Genomic DNA, 25,742 nt, shown 5'->3' on the forward strand with positions numbered 1-25,742 from the left:
TGGCGCAGTGTTGCGTTACCGTTTTTTCAATCCATTGTTTACTTTTTGATTGCTTGCTAACAGCACAACCTATTACCAACAGACAAGCGGAGCGATTTTAAACTAATTTCTGCTTAAACAAAAAAATGACTAGCCGGATTACTCCCGCTAGTCATTTTTACCTATCTGCTTACGATTTTTTCTTGCGTCGTTTTGTAGCAATCACTGCAACACTTGCGATGATTCCTACACCGACTGCTGGTAGGATCCAAGACTGAACTTCCCCAGTTTTTGGAAGATCTTTTTTGTTCGTTGGTTTTTTCGGTGTTTCTGGTTTATTTGGTATTGTTGGTTTTGATGCTTTTGGTTTGTGTGTATTGGTAATAACAAAACCATTTTGCATAGTTCCCGTAATCGCCGCTTCATAACCTTTCACCGTATCTTCTTGGACTGTGTAGTCAATCTTACGACCAGCTTTGGTTTCAGGTAAGTTTGTGAAACTTCCTTGCCACTGATCTTTTACAGTGATTTGCAAGGTTTGGTTAGTTGCTTTTCCATCGGCAAATAATGTGACTGTAATTTCATCTGGACGAATACCGTCTTTATCGTTACCATCATTCCAAACTTTTTTCACATTGACATTCGTTCTACCTGGTGTGTAGCTGTTAGTAATATCGAATCCATCGTATGCAATAGAATAATCTACTACTTTTTCTTCTTGGATTGAGTATTGAATCTCTTCTCCATTAGCATATTTTTCAACATTGTTGAATTCATATTTCCAATCTGTTGCAGCTGTCACTTCTGTCGTTGCAACGACTTTATTTCCTGCAAGTAAATGCACTGTAATTTCCGTTGCTTGCTCAGTATTGTCCTCATGGACCCATGTTTTCTGACCACTGATATCTATACGTTCCGGCTTGCGTGTATTGGTAATATCATAGCCTTCTTCAGCATAGTTAGGCTCCTCATAACCTACCACACGATCTTCGACTACTTTGTACTCAATTATTTTACCATTTTTTGTCACTGGTAAATGCTCAAATACAAAGTGCCAATCAGTTTCTGCTGATACTGTTTGAGAAGTAATTACTTCCTCACCTGTCACATCTGAATACAAATGAACAGTGATTTCATCTGGGCGCTTGCCATCTTGGTTGTCATGGTCATCCCAATGTTTTGTACCTTCGATAGCTTTCGTCTCTAACGTATTTATAATCATGTCTTTGTCATAAACTGGTTCTTGATAATCTTCAACTTGTTGTTCTTGAACAACATAATGAATTTTTTGTCCATTTTCGTACTTCGGTAAGTTCTCAAATGTGTAGAACCATTTGTTGCCATCTTTAGTGACTGTCGCTTCTTTTTCAGTAATTGCAACTGCTTGACCATCGACTAATTTCTCAACTGGTACATGAGTATTTTTGCCATCCACTACTTTATTTTTCATTAACTGTAAGCTGATTGACTCTGGACGAGCATTGAAAACAAGGTTCTCATCGTTCCAAATTTTCGTCATGTTTACAGCCGTTGTCTCGGTTAAGTGGTTGGTGATAGCCATGTCGTATGGTGCATTTTGTTCCATTTCTCCTGGTTTGTACCCTTTCGTAGCAGTGTTTTCAACTTCTTTGATTTCATAAGTGAACGTCTGACCATCTTGATCAACTTTCGCTAAACCATCGATTGAAGTTTTCCAATCACTTGCCGCATTGACAGTTAACGTACGTGTAAATTCATTATCTGTACCTGCTTCTGTTTTACGAGTTAAGGTAAATGTAACATCTCCATTGTGTGCTAATACATAGTCTTGGTCATCCCATCGTTTTTCTACAGCAACACTTGTACTATCTAAGGTGTTCGTGATGACTTTTGTTTGCTTATCAGAATTGTCAATTGTTGACTCGTAACCGATCACTGCATGTTCTTTTACAGAATAGATATACGGTTCACCTGAACGATTCTTCTCAGCTAAGCCTTCAAATTTGTAGGACCAACGTTGATCAGAAACTTTTGTTGGCACTAATTTAACATTTTCTTTGAAGATGGTTGGTTTCGACCCTTTGACATTACGGTACAAGTCGAAAGTAATACTATCTGGTCGGGTACTCTTATCTTGGTTATCTTCCCAGATTTTTTCAACGAGAATATCACCTTTAGCTAGTAATGTATTCGTAATTGTACGGTTATCATTTGCTACTTGGCTTTCATACCCTTTTGGTACATCGACTTCTCGCACACCATACGTATATTCTTTGCCTTCATGGTTATGCGTTGGTAGACCAGTAATTTTCGCTGACCAAGTATCAGTATCCATTGTGCCTGTCACTTCTGCCTGTTTGCGATTCGTAAATGCCACATCTTCTTCACCATCAATATAAGGAACAACTTCAAAAATGACCTTATCTGGACGACTTGAACGGTCCGTTGCATCTTGCCATTGTTTTGTGACACTAATTTCTTTGGTTGTATTTAACGTATTGGTAATGACATATTGCTCGTCTTCCAAATCATACGTTGGTGTATAGCCTTGCAATTCATTCGAAGCAACTTCTCTTGCAACATACGTGAATGTTTGTTGCCCGTTTTGGTATTGTGGTAACCCAGTAAATTCAGCTGTCCACTCATTGGTTGCATTCAATGTTAATTCGTCTGCATTTAAGCTAGGAATCATGATTTTAGTTACTCGTTCAAGTGACTGATCCGCAAATTCACGGAATAGTTGAACTTTGATTTCGGACGGACGCGTTGTTTGATAGTAATCTGCATCGTCCCAATCTTTTCTTACAGAAAGGGATTGATCTGTGATTAATTGATTGTTGACTGTTACTCCTGTTCCATCATCCGTACGTTTATAACCCTTTATTGTTTGTTCAACAACCGTATAGATAAACGCATCCCCATTGCCATCGTATTTTGGTAAACCAGTAAAGACATGGGCCCAGTTTGGAGCCGTTACATCTCCTTTGATTTCAGCAATAATTGGTTCTCCTACTGCATCAAGTGCTGGTTGTCCATTTCGTTGTAGCGACAAGGTAATCGATTCTGGACGCGTACCCGCCGAATTGTTGTTATCTTCCCACGTTTTGGTTATATCAACAACATGTGTCAACTCAAGCGTATTAATAACCGTGCGTTGGTCTTCACTATAAGTTGTTGTGTAGCCTTTGATTGAATCTTTAGGCACTTCCTGAATCACATATTCCATCGCTTTTCCTTGATTATCTACTTTTGGTAAGTCTTCAAAAGTGACTTGCCATTTGTTGGCATCCTCTGAATCAGCATTCTTATTCGTTAAAGTCTTCGTAATAGGTTCTGAAACAATTTCTCCATCTTTTTCAGTCACTTTTTGAACAGCCACTAACCCTAAATCTGTTTTGTTCATCAATTGGAATACTATTTCGTTCGGACGGGTACCAAATGAATTATCGTTATCCTTCCAAACTTTAGTAGCTGAAATTGTTGTTGTTTCAAGTGTGTTCGTAACCTTACTTGTATCGATGACTGACGTCTGATAACCTGCAACCGGAACTTCTCTAATTTCATATTCATAGACATTATTATACGCATCTACTTTGGCTAATTTGCCAAAATTATAGGCCCAATTATCTTGCGCTGTAATGATTTGACGACGGAAGGCTTCTGCTGGGAAGGCTTCATCAGTAGCCAATTTACGATACAGTTCAATTGTGACCGCAGTTGGTCGTGCACTCATATTTTGTGCATCTTCCCAAACTTTGGTTCCCTTAATCTCTGTGCTGTCTAACGTATTCGTGATGGTTGTCATTTGTCCCGTTTTGTGAATATCGGTAACAACTGGTTTTTGATATCCGACTGCTTGGGCTTCTTCTGCTTTATAGAAATATTCGTTCCCATCTTTATCAACTTCTGGAAGATTCTCAAATGTGTACATCCAATTGGCTTGTGTTTTTTCTTTATCCATTTCAGCAGTCACAAATTGATGGGTTTTATATACATCTGGTTCATACTGGATAGCTCCATTTTCGTCTTTCACACCACGGTATAACTGAATCGTGATGGATTCTGGACGACTACTTGCATCATTCATATCATTCCAAAGTTTTTCAATTCCAAACTCATTTTCTTTCAATAACGTATTGGTCACTGTTACTTCGTTATCCTCTTGTGCAATATCTTTACTGTACCAAGCAGGTTTGTCCGTTTCATCGACTGTATAGCGATATTTTTGACCAAAGCGATTATGCGTTGGTAATTCAGTAAAGACAACTTGCCAATTATCGGCAGCAGTCACTTGTTTTGTTGTTACTGCTTCTGGCGCCCCCCCTTCAACAGAGCGAGAGAGGTTGAATGTGACGGCATCGGGACGACTATTTTCTTCACCTTTGTCTTGCCATTCTTTCATCGCTACCACTTGTGTCGTTTGTAAAGTATTGATAATGTGTTTTACTTCTTGATCTGCAGCAAATTCATAGCCGGTAAAATGATAGCCGTTCGGTACAATCTCTTTAACCGTATATAGATACTCTTCATTGGCTTCATTGTATTGAGGTTGGTTGGCAAATTTATAGTGCCATTCAGCGTCCTGATTTGGTTGAATGACTTGCGTAGCAATTTTCACTTCATCTTTTTGCCCTTTCACTTTACGATACAATTCAACTGTAATTTTTTCTGGTAAGAATGTCACATCTGTAATTGGTTGACGTTTTGCATTCCACCAAATTTTTTGTCCTTTGATTTCAATTGGTGTTTGTAGCGTATTCGTTAATTCACTACCACCCTCGTTACTGCTACTGTGGTAACCTTTTACCTTATCTTTTACGATATAAATCAGTTTATTGCCGTCTGCATCGACTTTTGGCAAATCCGTAAAACGATATTTCCCTTCTTTATCCAGATGTGTCGTAACAGGTTGACCATTTTTTAAGACTGGTTGATCTTCGGCTTCGGTTGCACCTTTGATGAACAATTCCACTTCAACTATTGTTTGGTCAACTGGTCGAGTTGCGTCTTTGTTATCTTCATCTAACCAGATCTTTTGTCCATCAATTGCTGTTACTTGTAGCGTATTAGTCAGCTCTGTGCCATTCGTATTCGTATAATTCTTCGGTACATTCGTCTCCTCAGCAATATACTGAATTTCTTGGCCGTTTTCGTACATCGGCAAATCAGTGAAGGTGTACGTCCACGTATTACCGTTTTGTACAACTGTTGCTTGCTCTTCTGTCAAATTAGTCACTTGCCCATCCACTTCTTGTTGGACAGGAACATTTGTACCATCAATGACTTTAAATAAATTAAATGTAATTTTTTCTGGACGAGTATTGAAGGCATTGTCAGAGTCAAGCCAAGTTTTGTTGATAGTGACATCTTTTAATTCTGTTAATTCATTTTCAATTGTTCCAGTCGTAATCTTGTCAGTTGTCATTTCTACAGAATTACTTGCTGTATACCCCTTCGGTACTTCTTCTGAAACAATATATTTGAATGGTTCACCATTTGCGTCGAATTTCGCTACTTTAGCGAATGTGCCTTGCCAGTTGTTACTAGCTTGAACATCCAAGATTTGTTTAAATGATTCATCCTCTTTATAGTTCGTACCATCTTTTACTTGACGTGTTAAGATAAACTGCACGCTAGCTGGATGTGTCATATTGTAACCTAAATCATTCCATTTTTTTTCAACAGGAATGTCGACTGAATCTAATGTGTTCGTAATATCAACCACGCGACTGTTATCTGTAATATCTACATCGATTGTCGGATTGGTTAGATATCCCTTCACACCTACTTCTTCAACATAATAATTATATTTTTCCTTGTTGTTATTAAATTCTGCTAAATCTTTGAAGACTGTTTGCCACTCATTTGTTGCAGATAATTCTCGATCTGCGCCAACTTGGGTAGCTTGATTTTTGTCTGTTGTATAACGATACAACTTCACAGTAATTTTTTCTGGTTGGATACTTGCATCATTGCCATTGTCCCATATTTTTTTCACAGAGATATTTCCTGATGGAACAAATGTATTCGTAATAATTGTTTGACCATTTTCAACTACCGGTTCACTCGCAGTATAACCAACTGGTGCATCTTCACGAACAACATATTTGTATGCTTTACCTGTTTTATCATGCGTTGGTAAGTCTCTAAATAGACCTTCCCATTTAGGCGTATCTGTATTGCTTAGTGTAATTGGAGGAACCACATCTTCTTGTTTCTCAGTTGCTGTTGTTCCCGTCATTGTATAACGGTCTAAATGGAACGTGATTGAATTTGGACGATTGTCCAATTCGTCTGTTTCATCGACTCCATTGGGTACTGTCCAGACTTTTTTCACAGGAATATCTATTGTGTTTAGTGTGTTGGTAATTTTCCCATCCACATATTCTGATGGCGTGTAACCTGTTAATTTATCTTCTTGCACTTCTTTGACTGTATATTCTAATTCAAGTAATTTGCCATCAACATTTCGATATTTTGGTAAACCTGTGAACGTGTGTTTCCAAGAAACAGCATCACTCACTGATTGAGGTTCTCCGAACTTCGCAAACGTTGTATCATTGCCCTTCACTCGATTATACAGTTGGAATTGTATATTTTCTGGACGTGTCAATGCTGCGCTTGAAGCATCTCCTTCCCAAATCTTTTCAACTGCAAATTGTGTTTGTTCCCAAGTATTGGTTACATTCATTGTAGTTGTATCATCACTTCGCTTATATCCGGATACAGATTCTTCTTCGACGGTATACGTAATTTTATTGCCCTCTTTATCAAATTCTGGCAACCCTGTAAATGTATACGACCAGTTGGCTTTTGCATCTACTGTTTGGACAATATCAGCTCCAGTAGCATCTTTTGCCTGCTGTCCATTACGTAATAGTTTCAGGGTAATGCTTGATGGGCGCGTATTGAATTCATTGTTGTCATCTACCCACGATTTTTGACCAGAGACATCGATTAACTGTAATTTATTATTTAGCTTTAATTGGTTTTCAGTTGTATAGTCTGTGGTTACCGTATAACCATTTACTGGTTTCGTTCCTGCTGAATCACGAGATTCTTTCACTGTAAAGGTATACGGATTTCCGTTTGCATCATATTTAACTAAACCATCAAAATTAAATGTCCAATTATTTGTCGTGCCAGTGACTTTCACCGGGTTGGTAATTCCGGGAACTTTTTCAAGTTTTCCATTTTCAACTTGACGATACAACGTTACATAAATTTCATCAGGACGAGTCGCTAAGTGGTTATCAAAATCATTCCAATTTTTCGTACCGTTGTAATCCACTGTCGTTAATTCATTTACTACTTCAATTCCATTTTGGCTTGATAATTCCTCACCGTTAGCATCTTTGTAGATGACTTGACCTGTTGCAGTAATTGTAACTTTTAATTTTTCTTTCGTATCAATCTCTTTATAACGGTCACGATTTGGAGCATCCACTTCAATAATGTCATAATCCCCTGGAATCAGACCTTCAATAGTGACCACTCCGTTAGTAGTTGAAATGAATCGTTTCGCTTCATCAATTGATGCTACTGTATTCCAAGCAATTCCCGCTTCACTACTTGTATTGTCCTTAATAAAATCATTATCGCTCTTCACAACAAATTCAGCGCCTGCTAGATTTCCACCGTGAAATCCTTGGTCAGAGATAGCTTGTTCCGTCTTAGTGAAACTTACTTTGGTTAATTCATTACTTAATGATTCTGAAACTTCTTTCACTTCATTCAGATAGCTTTCTGTAATCTTAATTTCGACTTTATTGGCGTTCAGTGCGTATCCCGGAACAGTTGCTTTTTCTCTAAAATAATATGTTCCTGGACCTAAGTCTGTTACCGTAGCTACACCTGAATCATTGGTCGTAACTTCCTTCAGAACAGTGTCTTTGTCATCTAAGAACTCAAATACGACGCCTTTTAGTAATTGCCCATTCAAACCTGTTTTCGTGATTTTAGCAGAACCTTTGTAGTTTTGTAAAACTAGTTCTTCACCTTGATTGGTTGTTTGAATAACATCGGCCTCTTCCTGATTTGTTACACCCGTAGCAATTGTAAATGGCACAGTGTGAGTATTCAACACATACCCTGACGGTGCAACAATCTCAACAAATTCATAATTACCTTCACCTAATAAAGGACTTAAAACATAGCCGTCTTGATCAGATATGAATTTCCCTTTATCTGTCAATTCTGTTGGTGCATCTTTCCAAATCACTTGACCTGTTTCATCTTGATCGTAATATTTGTCTGCTTTTTTAATGGCAAAGACTGCATCGGCTAAACCTTCTGTCCCATTTGTTTTTTGCATTTGTGCGCGACGTTGATAGTTCGCTAATGACGACTGAGTACCTGTAGTCAAATCAGCGGTAAATGTGCCTTCATTTGCGCTTGGTACTTCAAATGGTTCTGATAGTGTTGGGTTCACAATATGATTTGCTGGTGCTTTGATTTCTTTTAATTTGTATTTACCCGGCTGTAAACCTTTAATTGTGACTGTCCCATCTGTTGCGGAAATGCCTGTCTTAGGTGGTGTCAATGACATGCCTTGCTCAGTCACAACTTCAAATTCTGCCCCTGGTAATCCAGTTGTACCATCGGCAGCAACTTTTTTCCAAATGACATTCCCTTGGTAGTTCGTAAAGTTCTCGTTTACTTCAAAAGTACCATCTTGTGACTGACTAGCAATCGTTATCGGTAAAATAGTCGTATTTCGCATATACTGTCCATGTGATGATACTTCAACTAATTCATATTCACCAGATGGAATTTCAGCTACACTAAATGAATTTCCTGAAACTAGATTTATTTTAAACTTGTTAGCTAAATCCGTGAAATTAGTCGTATCGGTATGCGCAGATGTCTCAAATTTAGCTGCCCCGTTGGGTTCTATTTGGCCCGAAACATAATATTCGTTCGTGCCTTTTTTTCTTAACGCAAATTGTGGCATATTTCCCGATAAAACTGGACCATTCTCAAACTGTTTGGTTACAGTCAGTTTCCCACGTTGGTTAGTTGCTGTTACAGTACGATTAATTGCGGAGTTATTATTTGTTGCACTCCGATTAATAGTAATTGTTTCAGGCGCTTCTTTTAAAATATAGCCGTCTAATTGTTGAACTTCTTCAAAATCATACGTTCCTGGTGCTAAACCAGTGATTGAAATTTTCCCATCCGCATCCGTCGTCAATAACGTCGCATCGGCTTTATCTACCCATTCATCTGGGGTTCCCTTTTTGTAATATTTACCGTCCACCTGACGTTTAAAGTGATACGTTACACCTGCTAATGTAGTCCCTGCTGTGTTTTGTTTTGTTAATTCAACAGAACCTTTGTAGTTTGAGAATAATTTGGTCACTTCCACTATACTTGGCTTGGTTTGTGCTGAATTAGTAATCTCAAAAGATTCAGTATGTCGATTTCTAACGTAACCGTCTGGTGCTTTTGTTTCGACAAACTCATACTTTCCAGAACCTAAATCCGGTCCGGTTACCAGCCCGTTGGCATCTGAGGTAAATTTCTCTGCATTATTTTGATCATCAATCCAAGAAATTTTTTCAGTTGTAGGATCCATACCACCATAAAACTTCCCTGCAGCATTTCTAATCACAAATTCTGCATTTGCTAGTGGTGCTTGCGTCTGGGCATCCACTTTTTTCATCGAAGCATTGCCACGGAAATTTTGTAACGGTGTTCCAGATAAGTCAACAATAGTTGGTGCTGTATCGTTTGCGTTTTGATCAGTGATAGTAAATGTTACTTCTCGATCATTTAAAATATAATCAGCTGGTGCTTTTGTTTCTTTTATCGTGTAATCTCCAGGCGCTAAACCACTGATAGTAACTTCACCGTTAGCATTGGAAGTTCCTTTTTTCACTGCTTTACCGTTACTATCAAACACCGTAAACTCTGCTCCTGCTAACGCTACACCTGCTGCACTTTCTTTTTTCCACTTAACAGATCCTTGGAAGTTTCTAAAAGCAATTGTTTCAATTTTTTGGGTTCCATTTGTTTCATGTGTAACATTAAAAGCAATTTTTAAATCTTTGTTTAATAGGTAACCCTTCGCTGCTTTTTTCTCTACTAATTCATACTCGCCCTCATCAAGTTCAACCGTTACTTCACCATTCACAGCTTTGACATCATCTTGAACGATATCTGTTGTGCCTTTTTTATAAATGGTAAACACTGCTGCATCGACTTCTGAGCTATTAATTTTATTCCCTAATTCATCTACTTTTCTAATTGTGGCTTTATGCTTAGGGTTGATAACATCATATTGTAACGTTTTATCTGCTTCAATATCTAGTTTGACAGCTTTCCCTGCTCCCGCGTATTCGCTTTGCACGACGTAACCATTTGGTGGTGCTACTTCTACAATACGATACCAACCTGCTCGTAAGTTAGGGAAAATTAGTTCCCCATCTTCATTCAAGTTCCCTGTCCGTAAAAGATTGCCATTCATAGTACGAAGTTCAAATCTAGCTGCCGTTGCATCTGTACCTGTGATTGCTAACTGATTTTTATTTGCTGGTAATTGTTGATTGGTCGCTGCCGTTCCTTTAAAATCTTCTGCAAATTTTTTAATTTTCAGCGTGCCTCGAGTGCCATAACCACTTCCTTGTGATCCTGAAATTCTCACACTTTCTTCTACTTCTTGTTCTTTCTGAATAATTTGCTGATTATTTCCTTCAACACTAAACTTATTCACAATATTCATTGAACCTGTTGCATCAACTAATGTTGAATATGTTAAAATGTAAGGCTTATGAATTGTACCTGTAAATTCAAGCACAAAGTATTGTTGTCCATCTTCTTTTACTACTGTGGTAATCGTATATGGTGCTGCTCCATCTGGTTGCATTTCGGCACCTGCTTCAAAACCATCTGTTCCTACAAGATTTGCTTCAAAGATCCGGAAAGAGCCTTCGATTAACATACTATCTGTTCGGTTACTACCATTCACGTTATCGGGGTCTTGTTCTTTAGGATCTGCTATAATATCTGTCAGTTTGAATTGAGAAATAGTTGAACCATTAGGATTCATCACGATTTCCCAATTAATTTTGTTTCCTTCTGACGTACCCGATTTTTTAGCATATGCGTCCCCATTAGGAACAGCCTCTACGCTACCAGTCAAATCAAATTCTTTATCATTGACAGTTGTCTTTGCACTATTGTTAATTTTTGTTTTGTTTATAATGTCATTTTCAAACTTAGTATCGAATTGAATGCCCATCATTGGGTATTTGCTCTTTGCTGCTTCTGTAAATTCTACTGTAATTGTTTTTGAAGATTCATCATAACTAAATGTGTAATCAACATCTTTTACAAGAGGGGTACTTGTATCTCTGACAATCGTCCCATCCGCTTCAACTTTATAAGAATAAGCAATCAACGTATCGGTAACGTATTCTTGGTTATCTTGTAACGCATCCACAATTTTAAATTCTTTTGTTGGATCAATTTCCAAACGTGCATAATTAGCATCGACATTCCAAGTTGTGCGACCAGTTTCACGATTAAATGAGCCACTTTTAGCACCATTCGGTCCCATAAAATGTTTTTTCGGCTCGATATCAATATTTTTGGTTTCTGTGTGACGCTTTTCACTGCCTTCTTCCCAATCAATTGACGTATGGTTAGGATACGCATTTGTACCATCTGAATTGCGAATAAAGTCCGTCGTATAGTCTAATACGAACGTCTTATTGGTTTGCTTGTAATCACCTAGAAACTCAATTTCGAAACCACCAGGTGTACCCGGTACTGAATCCGTAACTGTTAATTTATAATCTTCGCCTAAGACCAATTTCTTACCAGTATCTTGTTCAGTTAATGTTAATTTATAATCGGTCTCTTTGTGTAGGGATAAACCATCTGCTTTAAAGGTATCTGTTAATTTTAAATTCGTCATATCATAATTATTACCGTTGATTACAATTTGCCAATCCATGGTTCTGTTGTCAAAATTAACATTTGTATTCCTTTTAACAACACCAAATTGTGAGAACGTTCCTTTACTACCACTCTTAGTCTCACCATCAATTGTCACTGTATTTTCCACAGCTTCATCTTGTGGGTTGGTAATTAACCCATTTAATTTCGTTTTGTATTTAATAATATACGCTTGTTTATCTACACCATTAGGGAAGTTTAGCGTAAATCCATTTTCGTCATCCGTCTTTTCATACTCTGTTGTCGGAATAGGCGTTGTTCCATCTTGAATCAATACGCCATTTGCATCTGGTGTCGCGGGATAAATGTCAAATGATTCTAAATTCATTGATTTATTCCATGTATCCGTAAAATGGGTACCCGGAGCTAGCTTTTTCTGACCAGAATTGTAATCAATTTGCCATTCAAAGGTTTGTTCTGCCGGATTATAAGTTGGGTTATCTTTCTTATCAATTTCTTTCCCATAATTTGACTGTGTTTTTGCAGAATCTGATTTAGTGTCACCATTATTAGTAAATGTTGCAGTATTTTCAAATGTTTGGTTATCTTCTAAATTTTCGGCATCGTTCACAGTTGTTTTATATTTTATACGATAAGCTTTAAACTGACCTTCTTCTGTTAAATCTTTTAGTTTTACTTGTAAATTACCATCGGAAGTATCAAGATCATAGTTACTCGGATCTAGTTTAGCACCTTCTTTAACGTTGCCATTAATATCGACATCCAAAACATAAACTTCAATGCTATCGGGATCTAATGTTAGCTTGTCTTGGATATCATCGGTAATAACAGGATTAACCAGTTGTTTTAAATCCGTGTTCACATCTACTTGCCATTGAATTTCACTTCCAGTAAAGGGGGCCATTTTCCCTGTTTTATTAATAGCACCACCACCTGATGGTTTTAAATATAAATTGAATTCTTTTTCACCGTCTACAAAAGGAACTTCAATTTTCTCAATTACTTCTCGCGTGATTGTTTTGGTGTCTATCCAGCTAAATAATTCAAAGTCGCCATGAACAGAATCTTCACCTACATTTTCGTTAAATGTAAATGTCACTCGACCTTCTGGGCTAACCTCATACGTACCAAAAGAAATCCCATTACTTCCTTTTAATTCACCTGTTAATGTATTTTCGATTATCAACAAATTTTTAGGCAAATCAAAGGTATAATAATCGCCCTTCTTCACATGATGTGTCCCATCTTCTGAAACTGGCAATTCCCAGTTCATTTGAATTTTTACTCCATCAGAGCTAAATGGATCAATTGGATTAGATGGAGTTGATTCATTGCCATTTCTGTCTGTCAATTTGAAATCTGTGATTTTAACTTCTGACGCATCTAATTCTCTACCTTCTGCTTGTACGCCAATTTTCGCGCTTTTTTTCGCTTTTGGTTTTTCTTCCCCAGAATCACTCGTTTCCTGTACTACCTCTTCACTAGAAACTTCGCTTGATTCTTCAGAAGATGATTCTGTCGAACTACTCGTTTCACTTGTACTAGACTCTATAGTTGCTGACTCTTCTGCTACAATAGTTGTTGTTTCTGTTGTGCTGGACTCAGGTTCAGGCTCGGGGTCTGCTTCACTGCTTGCTTCGGTTTCTTCTGTTGTCTCTGTCGCTGAAGATTGAATCACAAGCTGTGGTATCTCAACAGTCTTTTGTTGCGTACCTTTATCGGTAATGGTTAACTGTTGCTTCTCTGACGTCTTCGCAACGTTTAGCTTTAACGGCACCTGCGTTACGGTATTTGTCTGTGCTTTGATTTCGATTTTTTTGCCATCGACTTTGGCACTAACTCCTGCTGGTAAGGTGCTCGGCGTTAATTGTACAGCCAAACTGGAGGTAAGTTCCCATGTTTGCTCTGTCCCAGTGGTATTTTTCACCTCGGTATCAAGCACAATTGTAATCTGATCCTCCTCGTCCTTTTCTACTTTGAATTTCTTCAATAATACATCGTTCTGTACGGATTGTGTTTGAACCTCTGTATCAGCTATCGCTAAAATCGGGGTCATTACACTCTGAATGAACAAAATCATTAACATAAATATGGCTGACATTTTTTGTGTATTTTTCGAATTCATCGGTTAATTCACTCCTTTAATTTCTTTCATCTATCAAAAACAAACGGTCAAAAAATATTTTTTGAACATAACGTAACTTAAAATTTGATTTTCCCATTATATAAAAATTGAGTTACCAACACTATTTTTATGCTTCAATAATGATATTTTTCTCATAATTTAAATAACAAAAATAATAATGATAATCATGGTTTACATTAATAAAATAAGAGTTTTTTTAATTTTTAAACAATAAAAACTATAAATAAACGTTTTCATTCGTTTTTTTACCCTAATTAAAACTATTATCTTATACGACTCACTTATTAATTTATGGCAATAAAAAAAGAATAAAATCACTTTTTTTACATATATATAATATTTTTTGATAAAACCTACCATGTTAATCATAACGAATCCAACTAGACGGAGAAACGTCAATTTCAAACAAATAGTTTTGCTATTTATGAACTTACAAGTCCTCCATATACTATGTTAAAATAACGGGTATTTTATAGACTACTTTGTGAAATTTGTTAAGACGGGAGGTGCCTAAATCTATTTAGAATGCATACCATACTAAATAGATAACGTATATGGCTAGACTAAAATCGAAGCTGTTTTTAAAAATTGAAATTATCGAAGTTCTAAGTAATGAAACCGACTTCTTATCTGCACAACAAATAGCAAAACGCTTGGACCACATCACGCCAAGTAACGTTCGCTCAGCTTGTTTAGATTTACAGGCCGATTTTAAAAAATTGTATACAAAAGATGAAGTGATGCTGATGATTAATAAGCGACGAGGGGTTAAATTAATTCGAAACAATGTAAATATTCAACGACTTGTAGAAGATTTTTTCATGAATGATTTGAGTTATAATCTCTACAAAGCACTCTTTTTACAAAAAGATATCTCTACACTTGAATTTTGTGAACAAAACTATATTTCAAAATCGACACTTGCACGCTACTTAACACGTTTGAATCGAATTTTGGCTCACCATCAAATACATGTCACACTTTCTGATAAAATCACTATCACAGGACCAGTTAGCAAACTACTATCCAATTTCCAGTATTACTTTTTTATGGTACATCGTAGTTTAAACCGCCTCTCTTGGTTTCCTGATAAAGAAAAATATATACAACTAACCCAACAAATTCTCATTTATTTAGAAATAGATATAAACGAAAAAAAATTACAGTTTCTTAGTTTACTTGTCTTAATACTAGTACAAACAAATAAAATTCATGGCTCCGTGACATTGGATGAATCAGCTATGCAGTACCATTCTCTCTATCGATTTAAGTCAAAACCCGATTTTTTACCAGAGTTGTCAGAAAGAGATTGGCAATTCCTATTATTAAGTTTATATGCGCTAGATTTTATTCCATCCGGAAAAATAGTCGCGAAACGTTCATCACAATTATTTAAAGAAGAGATTCATATTTGGCTCAGCGCTTTTGAAACATATTTTCGACCGCTAAATTTAAAAGAAAAAGAATGTTTAGGGGCATCTCTTGACCGCCAAATACAGTTCCAATCGATGTTTTTAGTGAATAATTTCTTATTAAACATTTTAGGTTTAAGAAATTTTGACAGTTTTGACAAAGCATTCCCTGTTTATCATCAACAATTTGAATTGTTTTGGATAGACGTAACGCAAAAATCACCTCAATTTAAAGACTCGGATTATCATAAGTTCATCTCTTTTCTAGGCGTTACAGCAATTGTCAATCCTGTGCTATTTAATCCGAGAGTTAAAATCTTTGTTTATTCTGATTTTGTCTCACTACACAAAATATTTATTGAAAAGCGAATTAATTATTATTTAGCAAAATACAATATAATTTTTGTCGCTGATTGTCAGGAAGCCGACGTTATCGTTAGTACTACTGATTTATCAGAACTAGCACAACATGCACAACCCATTGTTTATATTTATGCTTCACTGACAAATATTGATTTGCAAAATATTGAAAAACAAGTTGACGCTTTGTTCTTACCGCAAACAAATAATCAACGTAAATCTGCTTTTGTTGATTATGTTGAATAAAAAAAAAATGAATCGTTTGCTCTTTACATCCAAGCAAATGATTCTTATTTTTTATAAACTCTTACCTAGGGTATTCCTTGGTAAGAACAGAGTAATACAGATCGAAAAAATCCTTTTAAATCAATTATTTGCATACTCATGTAGAGTTTTACTTATGTATAACCTTGGCATTCACGAGGGAATACCTCGTGAATGCCACTTGTTTTTCACTAACTATAAATCAAAAAAAGCTACTCACTTTAATGTGAGTAGCTTTTTTCATAAAAATTAATTCATTTCATTCATTTTATCTTCAGCAGCCATTTGTGCTTCAATGTCTGAAATGCTATAAACATTTTCGCTTGCAACTGTTACTTCTTTTGGCTCCATGTTACGGTAACGAGGCATACCAGTACCAGCTGGAATGATTTTACCAATAATAACATTTTCTTTCAAGCCTAGAAGTGGATCTTTCTTACCGCGAATTGCAGCATCTGTTAGGACACGAGTTGTTTCTTGGAATGATGCAGCAGATAAGAAGCTGTTTGTTTCCAATGATGCTTTCGTGATACCTAGTAAGACTGGACGTGATGTCGCAGGTACGCCACCAGAAACTAGCGTATTGTAGTTACGGTCTTTAAAGTCAGCAATATCCATTAATGTTCCTGGTAAAATATCTGTATCACCTGGATCCATTACGCGGACTTTGCGTAACATTTGACGAACCATTACTTCAATATGTTTATCGCCGATTTCTACCCCTTGCATACGGTATACGCGTTGTACTTCACGTAATAGATAATTTTCTACTGTCAATACATCACTGACTTGTAGCAAGTGTTTTGGCTCGATTGAACCTTCTGTCAATGCTTCCCCACGATTAATCATGTCGCCTTCAGCAACTTTCATACGTGCAGTGAATGGTACAACATAGGTACGTGTATCAGTTTCACCTTTAATCGTTACTTCTTTCGTACGTGTTGATGCATCTTCAGAGATGTCAATGACGTCACCAGTAACTTCAGTGATAACTGCTTGCCCTTTTGGATTACGTGCTTCAAAGATTTCTTGGATACGAGGAAGACCTTGAGTGATATCGTCTCCGGCAACCCCACCGGTATGGAAAGTACGCATTGTTAACTGTGTACCAGGCTCTCCGATTGATTGCGCAGCGATTGTACCAACTGCTTCTCCGACTTCAACTTCATTACCAGTTGCCAAGTTACGTCCATAACAGTGTTTACATACACCATGTTTAGTATTACATGTAAAGACAGAACGGATTGCTACTTCTTCGATACCAGATTCAACAATTTGTTTCGCAATATCTTCGGTAATTAATTGGTTAGCACCGATAATCACAGCACCTGTTTCTGGATGAAGAACAGATTTACGAGAGTAACGACCCAATAGACGTTCGTCTAATGCTTCGATAATTTCATTTCCTTCACGAATAGCTTGAATGACCAAGCCACGATCTGTTCCACAATCATCTTCACGAATGATAACATCTTGGGCTACATCTACTAGACGACGAGTCAAGTAACCTGAATCGGCTGTCTTCAAGGCTGTATCGGTCATTCCTTTACGAGCTCCATGCGTAGAGATAAACATTTCCAAGACGGTCAAACCTTCACGGAAGTTAGAGATGATTGGTAATTCCATGATTTTACCACTCGGAGCGGCCATCAATCCACGCATACCAGCAAGCTGTGTAAAGTTGGAGATGTTACCACGGGCTCCAGAATCTGACATCATGAAGATTGGGTTTTTCGCTTCTAAAGATTCCATCAGTTTTAACTGAATAGCATCTTTGGCAGCATTCCAAACACCAATTACACGTTCATAACGTTCATCATCAGTGATCAAACCACGACGGAATTGTTTAGTAATTGTTTCAACTTGTTTGTGGGCATTTTCAATAATATCGTGTTTTTCATGTAAGACCATGATATCAGCGATACCAACTGTAATACCAGCATGAGTTGAGTGTTTGTAACCTAAGTCTTTCATACGGTCCAACATGCGTGATGTTTCAGTCACACGGAAACGTTTGAAGACTTCAGCGATAATATTTCCTAAGTTTTTCTTCTTGAATGGACCAACTAATTCTTGTTCTTTAATGAACGTTGGAATATCTGTTCCAGCTTCAACAAAGTATTTATCCGGTGTTTGAACCGTTAAGTTAAAGTCAGTCGGTTCATTCAAGTAAGGGAATTCTGGTGGCATGATTGAGTTAAAGATAATCTTACCTACCGTTGTTACCATTAGACGAGATTTTTGTTCATCTGTGAATGGTTTTTCACCTAACATTTTTGGATTAACTGCAACACGTGAATGTAAATGCACGTAGCCATTACGCCATGCTGTTACTGCTTCATCCATGTCACGGAAAATCATGCCTTCGCCTTCACGTCCGTCTTCTTCCATTGTTAGGTAGTAGTTACCTAAGACCATATCTTGAGATGGTGTTACAACTGGTTTACCATCTTTAGGGTTCAAAATATTTTGAGCGGCAAGCATTAACATACGTGCTTCTGCTTGTGCTTCTTCATTTAATGGTACGTGAACCGCCATTTGGTCTCCATCGAAATCGGCATTGTAGGCTTCACACACAAGCGGATGCAAGCGAATTGCGCGACCTTCAACTAAGACTGGTTCAAAGGCTTGGATACCTAATCTATGCAAAGTAGGTGCCCGGTTCAATAGAACTGGGTGTTCTTTGATTACGTCTTCTAATACGTCCCAAACGTCATCTTCACCGCGTTCAATTTTACGTTTTGCATTTTTGATGTTTGAAGCTAGTTCACGTTTCACTAGTTCGTGCATCACAAATGGTTTGAATAATTCGATAGCCATTTCTTTCGGAAGTCCACATTGGTACATCTTCAAGAAAGGTCCTACAACGATAACCGAACGACCAGAATAGTCGACACGTTTACCTAGTAAGTTTTGACGGAAACGACCTTGTTTCCCTTTTAGCATATGAGACAGAGATTTTAATGGACGGTTACCAGGACCTGTAACAGGACGGCCACGACGACCATTATCAATCAATGCATCGACTGCTTCTTGCAACATACGTTTTTCATTTTGAACGATAATATTCGGTGCGTTTAAGTCTAACAAACGTTTCAAACGGTTGTTACGGTTAATCACACGACGGTACAAATCATTCAAATCAGAAGTCGCAAAACGACCACCTTCTAATTGAACCATTGGACGTAAATCAGGAGGAATGACTGGAACAACGTCCATAACCATCCAACTTGGTTTATTTCCTGAAGCACGGAAAGCTTCTAAAATATCTAAACGACGAATCGCACGTGTACGTTTTTGACCTGAAGCAGTTTTTAACTCTTCTTTCAATTCCGCAACTTCACCATCTAAGTCAACAGAATCTAGCAATTGTTTGATAGCTTCTGCACCCATAGCAGCGTTGAATTCTTGACCGTATTGATCACGTTTTTCGCGATATTCGCGTTCTGTTAATAATTGTTTCTTCTCTAAACTTGTATTTCCTGGTTCAATTACTACGTAAGATGCGAAGTAAATGATTTCTTCTAACGCACGAGGGCTCATGTCTAACACAAGACCCATGCGAGATGGGATACCTTTGAAATACCAGATATGAGAAACTGGAGCTGCTAATTCAATGTGACCCATACGTTCACGACGAACTTTTGAACGAGTTACTTCCACACCACAGCGATCACAAACGATTCCTTTATAACGGATACGTTTGTATTTACCACACGCACACTCCCAGTCTTTTGTAGGACCGAAAATACGCTCGTCAAATAACCCTTCACGTTCAGGTTTTAAAGTACGATAGTTAATAGTCTCAGGTTTTTTTACTTCACCATAAGACCAGCTTCTGATTTTTTCGGGAGAAGCCAAACCTATTTGCATACTTTCGAATTTATTTACATCGATCAAAAGGGGTTCCCTCCATTTCATTTCATGGCTAGCAGACAACAAGTTAATGATTAAACAGACCTCGTCTTAAACTATAAGACGAAGGCGTTTAATCGTTACATTTGAGGTCTAATCTAATGGAGCATCTACTGGTGAATTTTCTTCATCGGCAGGTTTTTTTTCCGCTCCGCTTTGTGCATTTTTTTCAGCTTCACGGGCATTTTGTTGTTCCGCGAATTTTGTCAGTGCATCTACTGTAATTAAATCATCATCGTCATCATCCATATCACGAAGTTCAATTTCTTGTTCTTCGATGTCTAAGACGCGCATATCCAATCCAAGTGATTGTAATTCTTTAACCAATACGCGGAATGATTCCGGTACGCCTGGTTTTGGAATTGGCTCACCTTTAACAATTGCTTCATAAGTTTTCACACGACCAACAACATCATCTGATTTGTATGTCAAGATTTCTTGTAAGGTATACGCTGCACCGTAAGCTTCCAGCGCCCAAACTTCCATCTCTCCAAAACGTTGTCCACCAAATTGTGCTTTACCACCAAGAGGTTGTTGTGTAACTAATGAGTAAGGTCCAATTGAACGAGCATGAAGTTTATCATCAACCATGTGGGCAAGTTTAATCATGTACATCACGCCGACAGAGATACGACCATCGAATGGTTCACCTGTACGTCCGTCATAAAGAACTGTTTTCGCATCACTTGCCATCCCAGCTTCACGGACTGTATCCCAAACATCATCATCTGAAGCACCATCAAAGACTGGTGTTGCTACATGGATACCTAACTGACGAGCAGCCATTCCCAAGTGTAATTCCAATACTTGTCCGATGTTCATACGAGATGGTACCCCTAATGGATTCAACATGATATCAACTGGTGTACCGTCTGGTAAGAATGGCATGTCTTCTTCTGGCATAATGCGAGAGACAACCCCTTTATTACCGTGACGTCCCGCCATTTTATCTCCTTCGTGAATTTTACGTTTTTGAACGATATATACACGAACAAGCATGTTGACGCCTGGTGATAATTCATCGCCAGCTTCACGAGTAAAGATTTTGACATCATGAACAATTCCGCCGCCGCCATGTGGCACGCGTAGAGATGTATCACGAACTTCACGAGCTTTTTCACCAAAGATTGCGTGTAATAGACGTTCTTCAGCAGAAAGTTCAGTTACCCCTTTAGGAGTGACTTTACCTACTAATAAATCGCCATCTTTTACTTCCGCACCGATGCGAATAATACCCATTTCATCTAAGTTTTTCAATGCGTCTTCCCCAACGTTAGGAATTTCGCGAGTGATTTCTTCAGGTCCTAATTTTGTATCACGGGCTTCTGATTCGTATTCTTCAATATGAACAGAAGTGTAGACATCATCTTTGACAAGACGACGGCTCATGATAACGGCATCCTCGTAGTTGTAACCTTCCCATGTCATGAAGGCAACTAAGACGTTTTGGCCTAATGCCATTTCGCCATTTTCCATTGATGGACCATCAGCTAAGATGTCACCTTTTTCTACTTTTTCACCTAATTCAACTAAAGGACGTTGGTTGTAACTTGTTCCTGAGTTTGAACGACGGAATTTTGTTACTGAGTAAACATCCAATGCACCATTGCTACGACGAACGCGTACTTCTGACGCATCTACGTATTCAACGACACCATCCTCTTTACATAGTAAAGCAGCACCTGAGTCATGCGCTGATTTATATTCCATACCAGTTCCTACCCAAGGAGCTTGTGGGTTAATCAATGGTACTGCTTGACGCTGCATGTTGGCACCCATCAAGGCACGGTTGGAGTCATCGTTTTCCAAGAAAGGAATACATGCTGTCGCGACTGCTACTACTTGCTTAGGAGATACGTCCATATAATCAATTTTATCAATTGTTACTTCTAAGTTTTCAGAAGTAGCACGTGCCATTACAAGTTCATTTTGGAAAGAACCGTCATCATTTAACGGGCTGTTTGCTTGGGCTACAACATAGTGATCCTCGATATCAGCTGTTAAATAATCAATTTTATCAGTTACTTTACCAGTTTCCCAATCGACACGACGATATGGTGTTTCAATAAAGCCATATTTATTTACTTTGGCATAAGAAGCCAAGCTGTTAATCAAACCAATGTTTGGTCCTTCAGGTGTTTCAATCGGACACATACGACCATAGTGAGAGTAATGAACATCTCGGACTTCATAGCCGGCACGGTCACGAGTCAAACCACCAGGTCCTAAGGCAGAAAGACGACGTTTGTGTGTCAACTCACCTAGAGGGTTGGTTTGGTCCATGAACTGTGATAACTGAGAAGAACCAAAGAATTCTTTGATGCTTGCTACAACTGGACGAATGTTAATTAATTGTTGTGGTGTGATTGTTTCTTGGTCTTGAATAGACATACGCTCACGTACCACACGTTCCATACGAGCTAAACCAATACGGAATTGGTTTTGTAATAGCTCACCGACTGAACGGATACGACGATTTCCTAAGTGGTCGATATCATCTACGTTTCCGATACCTTCCATTAAGTTTAAGAAATAGCTCATTGAAGCAATGATATCTGCAGGACGAACGGTACGTACTTCTGTCCCTGGATAAGCATTACCAATAACAGTTACTTCCTGTTCTGGGTCTTTTGGTGAAAAGACTTTAATCACTTGAACAGTCATTGGGTCTGTTACAACCGCATCTTCTGATGGGTAGTAAGTAACAGAGTTAATTCCGTTATCTAAATATGCACCTAACGTATCATCCATTACTTGATGAGTTAATACTGTACCTTTTTCAACAACGATTTCACCAGTTTCTGGGTCAACCAGTGTCTCAGCTAATGTTAAGTTCAATAGGCGTGTTTTTAAATCTAATTTTTTATTTACTTTGTAACGTCCAACTGCTGCTAAATCATAACGGCGTGGATCAAAGAAACGTGCATTCAGCAAATTACGAGAGCTGTCTGCTGTTTTTGGTTCACCCGGGCGAAGACGTTCATAAATGTCTTTCAACCCTTCTTCGGTACGAGAATCACTTGCATTTTTGTGCAAGTCTTTTTCAATTGTATTGCGTAGTGAGTCGCTGTCACCAAAAATTTCAAAAATTGTATCATCTGATCCGAAACCTAAAGCACGAACCAAAACAGTTAATGGAATTTTACGTGTGCGGTCAATACGTACATAAGAAATATCTTTCGCATCTGTTTCCATTTCTAACCATGCGCCACGGTTAGGAATGACTGTTGAACCAAAACCTTCTTTGCCGTTTTTGTCTACTTTGCCATGGAAATACACACCTGGTGAACGTACTAATTGAGAAACAATAACACGTTCTGCTCCATTAATAATGAATGTTCCTTGTTCTGTCATCAATGGGAAATCGCCAAAGAATACTTCTTGTGCTTTGATTTCTCCAGTTTCACGATTTGTTAAGCGTAACGTTACGTGTAATGGCGCCGAATAGTTCGCATCATGTGCACGAGCTTCTTCCACTGTATACTTCGGTGTCTTTAACTCATAATCTACAAATTCCAAGGACAAGTTTCCATTAAAGTCATCAATTGGCAAGATGTCTTCAAACATTTCTCTTAGTCCTTCATCTAAGAACCATTGGTAAGAATCTGTTTGAATTTCAATCAAATTCGGTAATTCCAACACTTCACTGATTCTTGCGAAACTTCTACGCTCGCGGTGTTTTCCGTATTTTACTACGTGTCCAGCCAAGCTCTTCACCCCTCTAAAAAGTCTTTCAAAATATCTATCCAAATATTACATTTCAGTTACAAATATTAAACATAAGTAACATCGAGCATTTTTTGCGGCATTAAGGCAAAAAAAAAGCCAAAAATAGAGGTGCTTCTTTTTGAAGTTCTACTTTTGTTTTTCCTTATTCTCAAGCCGAAACGGACAATATTTCGTTTCTGCTCACAGCTTTTCAGATAGTTTTTGCAACTATTTATTATACATAGTTTCCTATTGACTGTCAACAGTCATACATCATCTCTTCTATTCTTTTCAAATAGAGAGTTTTCAAAATTGACTTCTTTCAAAAAAACACTATATAGTTATCTTAAAGAACAATACAAATAAGGAAGTGACTCATGGACAAGGAAAAAAAATCAATTATTTTACAAACGGAAAATAAGAACCTTAATTTAAAAAAACAAGTTTCTCGCTATCATTTAATGATTTCTTACAGCCTATTACTCATCGCGATTGGCCTATTTAGTGAAACACCTGCTAATTTATGGGAGGGAACGCTACGTATTTTTACCTCTCCTAGCAATTTATTAACCGATTATTTTGCAGTCGGTAATTTCGGAAGTGCTTTTGTGAATAGTGGAATCTTAACACTCGTCAGCGTCTTAGTTGTACGTTCACATGGTGCAACGGTTAGCGGACCATTAATAGCCGCTTTTTTTACCGTGTCAGGATTTTCTTTTTTCGGTAAAAATCTCTACAACTCATTACCGATTATCATTGGTGTTTATTGCTATGCAAAATTAGTTCATAAGCCCTACTCACAATATTTGTTGGTTGCTTTGTTTGGTAGCTCTATCTCCCCTGTTATCAGCTATCTAACCTTTGGTACTAACTTACCACTATCAATTGGCATTCCATTGGGATATATCGTGGGAATTCTTGTCGGCATGGTCTTACCACCCCTTGCTTCACAGTTCTTACTGTTTCATCAAGGGTTTTCACTCTATAATGTTGGTTTTACAGCCGGAATCGTTGCAATGTTTGTCACAAGTATGTACCGCCTATTTGGTGGAGAAATCTCAACTATTTCCATTTTGTCCACGGACTACCATTCTATGATTGTGATTTTTTTATTGGTTCTATTTAGCTGCTTATTTATTATCGGCTTTTTCTTGAATCGCAAATCTTTCGAGGGATTGAAAGAAATTTTTGCTTCTTCTGGAACACTGGTTACTGATTTTGTTGCGATTGCAGAAATCGGAGCAACAATGATGAATATGTCAATTGTAGGGTTTATGTTATTTGGTTTTGTAAAATTAATGGGTGGTACCTTTTCTGGTCCTATTCTAGGTGGCGTATTAACGGTGGTTGGTTTTAGTGCATTTGGTAATCACTGGAAAAACAGCTTACCCATCTTAATTGGTGTAGTCCTCGCTTCAAAATTATCCCCTGATTTTTCGGGCGATACATTCACAGTTATTTTGTCCGCAATTTTCGGAACAAGTTTGGCGCCAATCAGTGGTTATTACGGCGCTTTTTATGGTATTTTAGCTGGTTTTATTCATTTAACACTTGTTTCAAACATCACTTATTTACACGGAGGATTAAATTTATATAACAATGGATTTTCTTGTGGTTTTGTGGCCGCTTTTATGGTACCGTTATTGGATACAATATCACAAGTAAAAAGGGGGAAAACACATGCTGGAAAAAGAAAAATCTAGACGAATTGTCGATGAATTATTGACTTATTTTTTTTCACATGACATTGAGCAAGTATCGATTGAGTTAGGCTTTTCTGAAGATGGATTTTTGGCGTCTATTGAAGGACATTGTGAAGAACTTCCAGATGATATTTACACATTTGTTGACCAATTAAATATTCCTAGAGATTTGAATTTAGAAAACTATTACGATGAATTACTCGGTGGGCACCAAAGCCTCCACGAAGACAAAGATTATCAACTACTGGGAATGATGATCGATAATGCAGATATTGTGTATAACGATGATACGCTCATGGTCGAAGTTTTCAGGAAACGATATTGACGAAAAAAAGGGCATAAAGGAGCAATATC

Annotated in this window: 6 protein-coding genes; 3 read left to right on the top strand and 3 right to left on the bottom strand. The window is 37.7% G+C overall.

Going from position 1 to position 25,742, the window contains the following annotated elements:
- Window positions 1–169: 169 nt before the first annotated feature.
- Complete coding sequence (locus BAU17_RS04635; RefSeq protein ID WP_161901654.1) at window positions 170–14,005, bottom strand: Cna B-type domain-containing protein; 13,836 nt, start codon at window positions 14,003–14,005, stop codon at window positions 170–172.
- A 575-nt stretch (window positions 14,006–14,580) separates the two neighbouring features.
- On the opposite strand from BAU17_RS04635, the gene BAU17_RS04640 reads away from it, so the two are divergent.
- The gene (locus tag BAU17_RS04640) at window positions 14,581–16,044 is read left to right on the top strand and encodes a helix-turn-helix domain-containing protein (protein WP_161901655.1); all 1,464 of its coding nucleotides are present in this window, start codon (window positions 14,581–14,583) and stop codon (window positions 16,042–16,044) included.
- Window positions 16,045–16,311: 267 nt separating this feature from the next.
- Here BAU17_RS04640 and rpoC read toward each other — a convergent pair whose 3' ends face one another.
- Together rpoC and rpoB are read right to left on the bottom strand one after the other, a co-directional pair.
- Window positions 16,312–19,962 carry a DNA-directed RNA polymerase subunit beta' gene (rpoC, locus tag BAU17_RS04645; RefSeq protein WP_161901656.1) on the bottom strand — a complete coding sequence of 1,217 codons (3,651 nt, stop codon included), beginning with the start codon at window positions 19,960–19,962 and terminating at the stop codon, window positions 16,312–16,314.
- 108 nt (window positions 19,963–20,070) lie between these two features.
- Entirely contained in the window at window positions 20,071–23,685 is a 3,615-nt protein-coding gene (gene rpoB / locus BAU17_RS04650; RefSeq protein WP_161901657.1) for a DNA-directed RNA polymerase subunit beta, read from the bottom strand.
- Between the two features lie 377 nt (window positions 23,686–24,062).
- Here rpoB and BAU17_RS04655 point away from each other — a divergent pair, with 377 nt between their 5' ends.
- Together BAU17_RS04655 and BAU17_RS04660 are read left to right on the top strand one after the other, a co-directional pair.
- Window positions 24,063–25,388, top strand: a complete 1,326-nt coding sequence (locus BAU17_RS04655; protein ID WP_161901658.1) for a DUF1576 domain-containing protein — start codon at window positions 24,063–24,065, stop codon at window positions 25,386–25,388.
- Window positions 25,366–25,713, top strand: coding sequence for a hypothetical protein (locus tag BAU17_RS04660; RefSeq protein WP_161901659.1), 348 nt, complete (start codon window positions 25,366–25,368; stop codon window positions 25,711–25,713). The genes BAU17_RS04655 and BAU17_RS04660 overlap by 23 nt, the downstream gene beginning before the upstream one ends.
- The last annotated feature ends 29 nt before the right edge of the window (window positions 25,714–25,742 follow it).

Source organism: Candidatus Enterococcus willemsii, from assembly GCF_009933335.1.
Taxonomy (GTDB): Bacteria; Bacillota; Bacilli; order Lactobacillales; family Enterococcaceae; genus Enterococcus_F; species Enterococcus_F willemsii.

What these genes read in the sequence shown, in the direction of transcription:
- BAU17_RS04640 (WP_161901655.1), top strand. Translation starts at nt 14,581, where the DNA reads ATGGCTAGACTAAAATCGAAGCTGTTTTTAAAAATTGAAATTATCGAA.
- BAU17_RS04635 (WP_161901654.1), bottom strand. Translation starts at nt 14,005, where the DNA reads ATGAATTCGAAAAATACACAAAAAATGTCAGCCATATTTATGTTAATG.
- BAU17_RS04660 (WP_161901659.1), top strand. Translation starts at nt 25,366, where the DNA reads ATGCTGGAAAAAGAAAAATCTAGACGAATTGTCGATGAATTATTGACT.
- BAU17_RS04655 (WP_161901658.1), top strand. Translation starts at nt 24,063, where the DNA reads ATGGACAAGGAAAAAAAATCAATTATTTTACAAACGGAAAATAAGAAC.